This is a genomic window from Kaarinaea lacus (assembly GCF_975902315.1).
Genome location: NZ_CDLKIE010000178.1, coordinates 1 through 8,185, shown reverse-complemented (window position 1 = coordinate 8,185; position 8,185 = coordinate 1). Strand labels below are relative to the sequence as shown.

General features: G+C 40.8%; 7 protein-coding genes. 1 reads left to right on the top strand and 6 read right to left on the bottom strand.

What is annotated here, in order from left to right:
* Positions 1–1,985 (top strand): PAS domain S-box protein (locus ACWVCM_RS05175; RefSeq protein WP_455200653.1); only part of this gene is annotated, 1,985 nt, incomplete at its 5' end.
* Positions 1,986–2,175: 190 nt separating this feature from the next.
* Here the strand turns inward: ACWVCM_RS05175 and ACWVCM_RS05170 are convergent.
* From ACWVCM_RS05170 to ACWVCM_RS05145, 6 genes are all read right to left on the bottom strand, one after another.
* Positions 2,176–2,838 carry a hypothetical protein gene (locus ACWVCM_RS05170; protein WP_455200652.1) on the bottom strand — a complete coding sequence of 221 codons (663 nt, stop codon included), beginning with the start codon at positions 2,836–2,838 and terminating at the stop codon, positions 2,176–2,178.
* Positions 2,839–2,885: 47 nt separating this feature from the next.
* Complete coding sequence (locus ACWVCM_RS05165) at positions 2,886–3,248, bottom strand: hypothetical protein (RefSeq protein WP_455200651.1); 363 nt, start codon at positions 3,246–3,248, stop codon at positions 2,886–2,888.
* A gap of 408 nt (positions 3,249–3,656) precedes the next feature.
* A complete protein-coding gene (locus tag ACWVCM_RS05160) occupies positions 3,657–4,883 on the bottom strand; it encodes a tetratricopeptide repeat protein (RefSeq protein WP_455200650.1) in 1,227 nt (408 codons plus the stop codon).
* 80 nt (positions 4,884–4,963) lie between these two features.
* On the bottom strand, positions 4,964–5,572 hold the full coding sequence (locus tag ACWVCM_RS05155) for a hypothetical protein (RefSeq protein ID WP_455200649.1): 609 nt from the start codon (positions 5,570–5,572) through the stop codon (positions 4,964–4,966).
* A gap of 104 nt (positions 5,573–5,676) precedes the next feature.
* A complete protein-coding gene (locus ACWVCM_RS05150; protein ID WP_455200648.1) occupies positions 5,677–6,594 on the bottom strand; it encodes a hypothetical protein in 918 nt (305 codons plus the stop codon).
* 539 nt (positions 6,595–7,133) lie between these two features.
* Entirely contained in the window at positions 7,134–7,955 is an 822-nt protein-coding gene (locus tag ACWVCM_RS05145) for a mechanosensitive ion channel family protein (protein WP_455200647.1), read from the bottom strand.
* Positions 7,956–8,185: the final 230 nt, after the last annotated feature.

The window sequence follows — 8,185 nt, the reverse complement described above, 5'->3', positions numbered from 1 at the left end:
TTAGGGACCCTATTAGTAAACAACCGGTACTGGAAGCTATCAGTATATCGACAGTTGATGGAGAAATTGTTGAAAGACGGATTGTGGCAACAGACGAGGCAATGTTTGTATCAGAACTGCCAATTTTTTCCACTTCAACTATGGATTTCATAGGTACGCTGCACATTGAATATAACCGCGCCTTTTATAATCAGTTACTGAACAATGCCCAAAATAGCCTCGCCATCAGTCTGGCTTTAGGGGTTGTGTTGCTGGTGTTGACACTCGTTCTATTAAGTTATCTGCTTAAACCTTTACGTACACTTGTTACCAATATCGAAAAGATCAGACCACTGCAGGGCACCGATTTCCCGTCATTGAAAGGTAAAGCCAGCGAAGATATTTTAAAAGTCGAGTCAGCCATTCAGCATCTAATTGAACGCTTAAACCTGAGTAATAACGCATTGCGCGATAGCGAAGCTCAGGTGAGATTGCTGCTGAATTCAACGGCTGAGGCAATATTTGGTGTTGACACTGATGGGAATTGCACTTTCGCTAACCCTGCCTGCGTGCGTTTGTTGGGTTACGAGGACGATAAGGAGTTGCTTGGTAGGCACATGCATAAGCTAATACATCATACGCGTACCGATGGCTCACCGTACCCCGTTGATGAATGCAAAATTTATGCGCCATTAAACGACCACAAAGGTGTTCATATCGAGAATGAGGTTTTGTGGCGCAAGGACGGCAAAAGTATACCGGTAGATTATTCATCTTTTCCCATATTGCGTGAGCAGCAAATCGTAGGCGCGGTTGTCACCTTTGTCGATGTTACGGAGCGGAAAAAAGCACTGGAAAATCAGCAACGCTTGATGGGCATCATTGAGGCCACTCCGGATATCGTAGGAATTGCGGATGCTGAAGGTCGAACAATTTACCTGAATCGAGCCGGTAGAGAAAGACTGGGATTCGGTGTGGATGAAGATCTCAGTAATAAACGCATTTCTGAGTACCATCCCGATGATGTAGCGCAAATGATTTTAGAGAAAGCGCTCCCCCAGGCAGCAACCCTTGGGGCATGGCATGGTGAGTCAGTATTATTAACCCGACAGAATGAGAAATTCCCGGTATCACAGGTCTTAATCGCTCATAAGTCAACGACAGGTTTGGTAACTTATTATTCGACGATAGCACGGGATATTTCCGAGCAAAAACTGGTTGAAGCAGAACTGAATAAATACAGAGTTCATCTTGAGGAACTTGTCGCAGAACGTACCCGAGAACTGGAAATCAGCAACAAAGAACTTGAATCCTACAGTTATTCCATTGCCCACGATTTACGAGCACCATTGCGTACCATAGTCAGCTTCAGCCAGATACTACAGGAAGACGCCAATCATAAATTAAGTCCAACCGAGGTCACTTATCTTGATCGTCTAATCAGCGCAGGCAAGTACATGGCGGAACTGATAGACGATATCCTGGATCTGGCGCGTATATCCCGAGCGGAACTTAAACCCGTGACGGTTGATATTACACAGATTGCTAACTCAATCGCGTCTCGCTTACAGCAAACCGATGAACAAAGAAAAACCCAGTGGGTTATTGAGAACAACATCCAGACTGTCGCTGATCAGGCATTGTTGACAATCGCTCTGGAAAATCTATTGGGCAATGCCTGGAAATATACCAGCAAGACCAGTAACGCCTACATACAAATCGGCAAAAAGCAACAGAACGGCCAAACCACATTTTTTATTAAAGATAACGGCGCAGGATTTGACATGAAATACGCTAGCAAATTATTTGGCGCTTTTCAGCGCCTGCACGGCGAAGAGTTCGAAGGTACCGGGATAGGATTGGCCACTGTGGCGCGAATCATCTATCGCCACGGAGGCACGATATGGGCGGAGGCCGCGGTAGGTCAAGGTGCTACATTCTACTTTACTCTGGACAGCTATAAACAGGAGGTAAAACAGGAGAAGCAATCAGAAGCCGTATTTTGATTACATGCATTACCAGCATATTTGCTAGCCAAATGTCTGCCATGATTAAAAGTGGGTACTGATATATTCTAGATAGATGATTGCTTTGCGGCGATTTCGGACCTTGGCTAATTTGTTTGAGGACTTTCCTACTACCCTCAGAGTGGACATTAGTACTGGCAATTAATTCGATAGAAGCAGTCACTCAAGACTAGTGAAGACATATTGCGGAATTTAGTTTAATGGATCTGGAACAGGCTTCGTGTAACAACAAACAATTATAAGACTCAATGCCAAACCGCTTCCAGCCATCCTGATATTTCCCAGGATTTGAACATGCGTCCTGGAGTTCTTCATTGTCTAATGGAATATCCAGTGGCAAATCGAGCCATTGTGCTATCCATTCACATTCCTTTTTTAGATTAATAGAAGAGCCATAAGAGGTTTTATTTTCCCATACTACCATTTTATATTTGACTGGCAGCCAGAATCCCATGGGAGAATGACATATTAAATGCTGGAAATTCTGACCTTTACTATTTGCTGAATCGCTTTCCGTGAAAGAGAGTTCAAGCTCATAATCGATCGCAGGATCGTTTAGCGGAGAATCTTCAGTGAACATGGCAGGTTCCGGTAAACTCTCTTTCCACCAAAGATGCGCCGCTAACCGCTGCAGATATGCAATGCCGTCTGATGGGTTTACCTGGGCCCACCAACCACCTCCCTCTATATATTTGGGCTCCTTATATCTGGGCTTTTGGTTTTTTTCTAGAATACTATAAATGTCTTCGAATACCTTTGTATAGTGTTTATACCCTTCTTCGTCACAACGACGCATCTCGTCAAGAAATCCGACAGATAGAACAACGCTCATATATTCTCCTTACAATTCACAATTTCTTTATACCCATCATTAGTTGTCTAGTTTTCATGGTACTTTTGTGTTCGCCTTTCAAATTCTTTTAATTTTTGTAACGTATCTATGCTTAATTCATCTTCTTTATTTTTATTAACAATTGAGTTATTACCACCATGCAGCATGAATGATTTTAGCGCCAGGATTGATTCTAGCTCTTTAACAGCTTCCTCAATGTTATTTTTCTTAATGGATTCGAGAATGCTAAGAATTTTCTCTGCTTCAGCCAGAGAACGTAAAGTCATAGCATCGTGACTCAAGTCAATAATTGCTGGCATATCATTGGTGCTTCCAGGATCGGATGCTTCCAGGGCGTATGCCATAAATATTAATAAACCTGTTAGAATAAATAGATAGAATTTTCTCATGCCAGCAACCTTAATCATTAGCTGTATGTATTAAATTACGTTTCCTATTACCAACCAAAAACATCTGGTCTATTCGTACCGCGTCCGGTGCAGGTATTAGATGCTAAAGTATTGTTGACCAATGTAGTCCCGTTAAAATTGATGCATAAATCGCAGTTGAGTTTGTTGTTTCTCATTAACAGACCAACACCGGATGCCTCTACATAAACAGGGGCCTCGACAACAGAATCTTGAATGGCAGCAATCAGTATGACCCGGAAGAAAGGCCCTTAGATTCTGTTTTACGGCACTTGTCGGCAGTAATGCACTGTAACGGCCTAATTAAATTTTACCAAGTAAGGTACATTGTCTGTCATAAGCAGACACAGAAATATTTGCAAATACGAATGACGCTTACCAAAGTCTTGATCATTGATACAAAACCGTGCTAAGCATCGTGGCCACAACAGCACGACTACTTCGATCTTTAATTACTTGACTGGCGTGCACGTCAATACAACGACCATTTTTAAAAAAATAGGCGTTCCCATGATATGTGTTAGAATTGCGCCCTTTTATTTGTAGAGGCGAATATTCTCTTAACACGATCTCCAAATGTTTAAAAGAAAGTATAGTTTCTTTTGTTAATCTATCTTTAAAAGGGTCTTTTTCTTTTATCCAGTATTTTTGTCTGCACGATTCATTGGTGGTGATCTTTTCGTTCTCTTTTTCCGAAAAAATTGACAAATTAAAACCCTCTGAACCGGATGCCTTGATTGCGTATGTCTTTTTATCCGGGCTGACCAAATGTTGCAGATTCGATAACTTCGGGGAATAAAAAGAAATGGTTAAAGGCGGTGTTTCGCCTATTTTCAAGGAACCTGAGCGTAGCTTGAATGTGGTCGCAAGTGCTTGTGCCGCTTTGTAGTCCGGATGTGAAGTGCTATTTCTCTGCTTCATATCAAGGAGAACGATATCGGTGGCCATGTTTTGGACTTGCTTTATTTGATCGCTCGTCAAGGTGAGGCGTATTTTTTCCACTGTGTCAGCTGCGCGGCTATTGCCTTGCACCAAAGAAACAAGCATCCACGCAGTACCGGTTATGATATTTCGATCGACACCACGACCTAACGCCAGGTTACGTCCATATTCATATCGGGCAATAACATGTCCCTTGTAGGCAGCCTTTTGCAACCAGCCTGTAGCCGCTTTAAAATCTTTATCAACGCCTTCGCCGTTTAGATACATGATCGCTAAATCAAATTGCGCACTTTCATCGCCTGCACCGGCGGCTCTCGTTAGCCAATTAGCGGCTTTTTTATAGTCTTTCTCGAATTGACCTGCCCCATACAAATAGCGAAGTCCAATTTTATACTGAGCTCTTATGTGCCCTTTATTGGCAGCCGCCAAATACAATTCGTCCGCCAATGGTTTGTTGACTGTCGTACCTAAACCGCCAAAATACATCTCTGCCAGCACATACATGGCTTTTTCATCGCCTTTATCAGCGAAAGGCTTTAACTCTTTCAGTGCCAATTCGTAGTCGCGCTGATTGTAGGCGCTTAATCCTAGCTCAATACTCGCACCTGCCAATTGGGGAAAAACAGTGGCAAAAATAAGAAAAAATACCGTAAGATAATTTTTGAATTTGATCATAATATTTTTCGTATGTTGTAAATTACTTTATTGCTTATACTTGCCTGTCAATGACTGGTGTAGATGCGCCTTGTGAAAACTTAATCGTCCCAATCACCGTTAGACCTATTTAATTCTTTGATTAAATTTTTGTTGGTTAATGAAGAATGTATTCGTTCGAAATTCTTCGCTACTAATTCTATATCTCCTTTTGACATCATTTCTTTTGCAAAATATTTAAAATAACTTCCTATTTTTTCTATATAGCTCGTAAATACAACCACCTGCCTACAATGCTTATCTACCTTTTCTCTTTGTGCTTTATCAATATTTTTTCTTAGTTGTGGGTTGTTACATAGGTCTTCAACCGGTATATCTTCAGATAAATCTCCTACAATTTCTGTTATTTTCAAATAGGCTACATAACGCATTGTATAGCTCATCCGTAAATCCACTAACATAAATTCTTTAAGTCCAGAATAGCCTGCTTCCATCACCGCTTTTCTCATAATTTCACGGCACTCTGAACATGTAAAAATACTAACCGAATTACTCCTGGTTTTAGCGTTTTCTATCTCAGTTGATACATTTGTCAATTTTTCATAAGCGTTTAAATATTGGTCGATGTCCTCCTGTGTCAGGCTGTCAGGAAGGTAGCCACATGAAACAATGATATTTACTAATATTAATATGATACCGAGTATTCTCATTTTCTTTCCTATAAAACCAATTATAATTTTCTGGCCGAGTTATGAGAATTTTCTACATTGCATAATTCAACTGAAGGTGCATTATTCTTATTAACGAATCAATATTATTGAAAGTATTTTGAAAGATCTTTGGGTTTTTCGTAATGCCCTTCTATTTCCGTCCACCAAAAATCAATAGTCATGAATCGTTTATTTAGCGCAGAAGGCACGATACCTAATTGATTATTCGTTTCTTTAATTTTTACTCGATAGACCTGTTGTCCAAAACAGTTACCAGCATTTATGCACCCAGATATATCCACACTGACATCCACATAGTTGTCAAATGCATCGACCACCTTGAATTTTTTAAAAGTGTATTGAGGAAATCGAACATTGGCGGGATGAACATTGATGTTTATCAGGAACTGTGGATCAATATAGCGTAACTTCTCAGCTGTAGATGTTTTCTTGAAATTATCTGCTGTCACCAGACTAAAAAATTCTTTAACAAATTCAATATACCGGTTGCTGTTTGTGGTTTTCTTAAGCACGTGTAACTGAACTCTTGCCTGATTCTCATAATTGTTATCTATTATCACCCAGTGCCATTGAATGTATTTTTGAGGACTATACTTTGATGAAAGTATATTAGATGGGACGATTTTGCTTTTCCCCAGCACCTTTTCAGTTTTAATTCGAACGGTGTAATACGGGAAAGCACAAGTGGGTTTTGATGCGCATACCCAATTGTGTGCACGCACCTCAACATAAGGGCCAAATGAGCCAGTGATTTCAAAATGGTCAAAAACCAACGTATCAATTTCTAGATTAGTACCACTAGAAATACCCAACTGTTTAAAGGAACGTTCCGAAATATACGATCTCAATGTGTTCTTAATCGTTGGAGCAACTTCAGGTGTCGAGCTATTGGTGGCCATTTTGCTTAAAAACTGCCTGACCACACGTTCACTGTCAGGATCAGCGTGTGCTACAGCCAACATAACCCACAACAGGCAACCTACAATAAACTTGTTATACAAACTATCTCCCTCATATACGATTATTCTAATATATTAAACAGGCACTATTTTACCAGATAGTCGTTAACATTACGTGGGCCCTAGAAGGGTTGTAACTTACTGATTAAGTGGCACTAATTGGAATGCTACATATGAGGCTGCTTTGTGGAATGATTGGTGAATGTCCGCTTACTAGTGCGATTTCAACCGATCGCAAACATTGAACGACTGCAATCAGTATTTTTGAGCCTTTAACTATTTCTCAACGAGAGATCCGCCTGGGACTGTTAGCAGCCACCTTTTGATTAACAATAATACATCCCAACATCATGATGGATATTTACTTAGACAATGATTACCTGTACAACATGCACGCGCCACAATAGCTATATTTAAACCTTCACATAAATTATTTTCAGCGCAATTCGGATGTATTAGAAGATGATGTGCGTTGATGTATATGCAACTTATTGAACAACGTCAGCGTGATCCTGAAATACATTGCAGTAAATGTTGAGAAGACAGAATAGTCTCCAGGATGAAATACACACGTAACCAACCTATCTTTTTTGTTCCACCTCATAATTAATGCTAATCATCCAGTCGGCATAACTGGGATCGATGGCTTTCATGGATTGCAGCACTTCCTGCTTGAAGTTAGTTTCTATGGGTCCGCCACGCCCCGGCCATATGCGAAACTTGACGCGAAGATAAGTTCTTCCTGCAGAGGTGGTCTGGATACCTTCAATACCCGGTGGCCGGCGAAAAATACCGGGATACTGCTCGTAGATAGAATCAAGTATCGATGCGACCAGTTGTTTTTGTTGTTCAGCAAATTTGTTGTCTTGTGAAAGCGTTATATCAGCAATACAGCGCAGATATCCTTTGGGAAAATTAATGACATTGTTGACACTGCGATTAGGAATGAAGACTTCCGCGCCCATCGCATTTTCAATGACGGTAAAACGCATGGTAATCGACTTCACCACCCCTGCCTGACCGGCTATTTCGACCATATCATCAATTTCAAAAAGGTCTGTAATAATAATAGTCAGGCCACTGACGATATCCTGCACCATACCCTGGGATCCAAACGCAACAGCCACACCAATAATAGATGCACTGGCGAAATAGGCTGTTAAGGAGATACCAAACTCAGAAAGGACAATGCCAATGGCAACAAAATAAACGGCGAATATCGACACACTGGCCACTAAACCTGCCAACGTTCGTGTTTTTGATAGCGAGTGATGCAACTTGACGGTACTGACGTATGTATGCAGTTTGCGTATCAGCCAAACAATAATATGTACGCAAACAGCAATACCTACAACAAGCGCTATCCTCCAATAACCGCTGATTTCTCCGGGGATGAAATCCATACCTGTAACTAATTCATTAAAATTAAGTGATGTACTGTTAAGGTGAAATATTAGCATCAATTAACGGTAGTCGGCAGAATAATAACAGCGCCGACCTATTATTTTTATGTACTTTTGTAGTGCATGATGTGCAATTAAGAGGCGAAGTACCTTGCACCATAAAACAGCAGCTCATACTAGCTAACTGTTTTCCTTGCAAAATATCCAGGCATCACAAATGGTATGTTACT

Bases quoted from the DNA above. Each gene is read 5' to 3' on its own strand.
- ACWVCM_RS05170 (WP_455200652.1), bottom strand. From the start codon at position 2,838: ATGAGCGTTGTTCTATCTGTCGGATTTCTTGACGAGATGCGTCGTTGT.
- ACWVCM_RS05165 (WP_455200651.1), bottom strand. From the start codon at position 3,248: ATGAGAAAATTCTATCTATTTATTCTAACAGGTTTATTAATATTTATG.
- ACWVCM_RS05160 (WP_455200650.1), bottom strand. From the start codon at position 4,883: ATGATCAAATTCAAAAATTATCTTACGGTATTTTTTCTTATTTTTGCC.
- ACWVCM_RS05155 (WP_455200649.1), bottom strand. From the start codon at position 5,572: ATGAGAATACTCGGTATCATATTAATATTAGTAAATATCATTGTTTCA.
- ACWVCM_RS05145 (WP_455200647.1), bottom strand. From the start codon at position 7,955: ATGGATTTCATCCCCGGAGAAATCAGCGGTTATTGGAGGATAGCGCTT.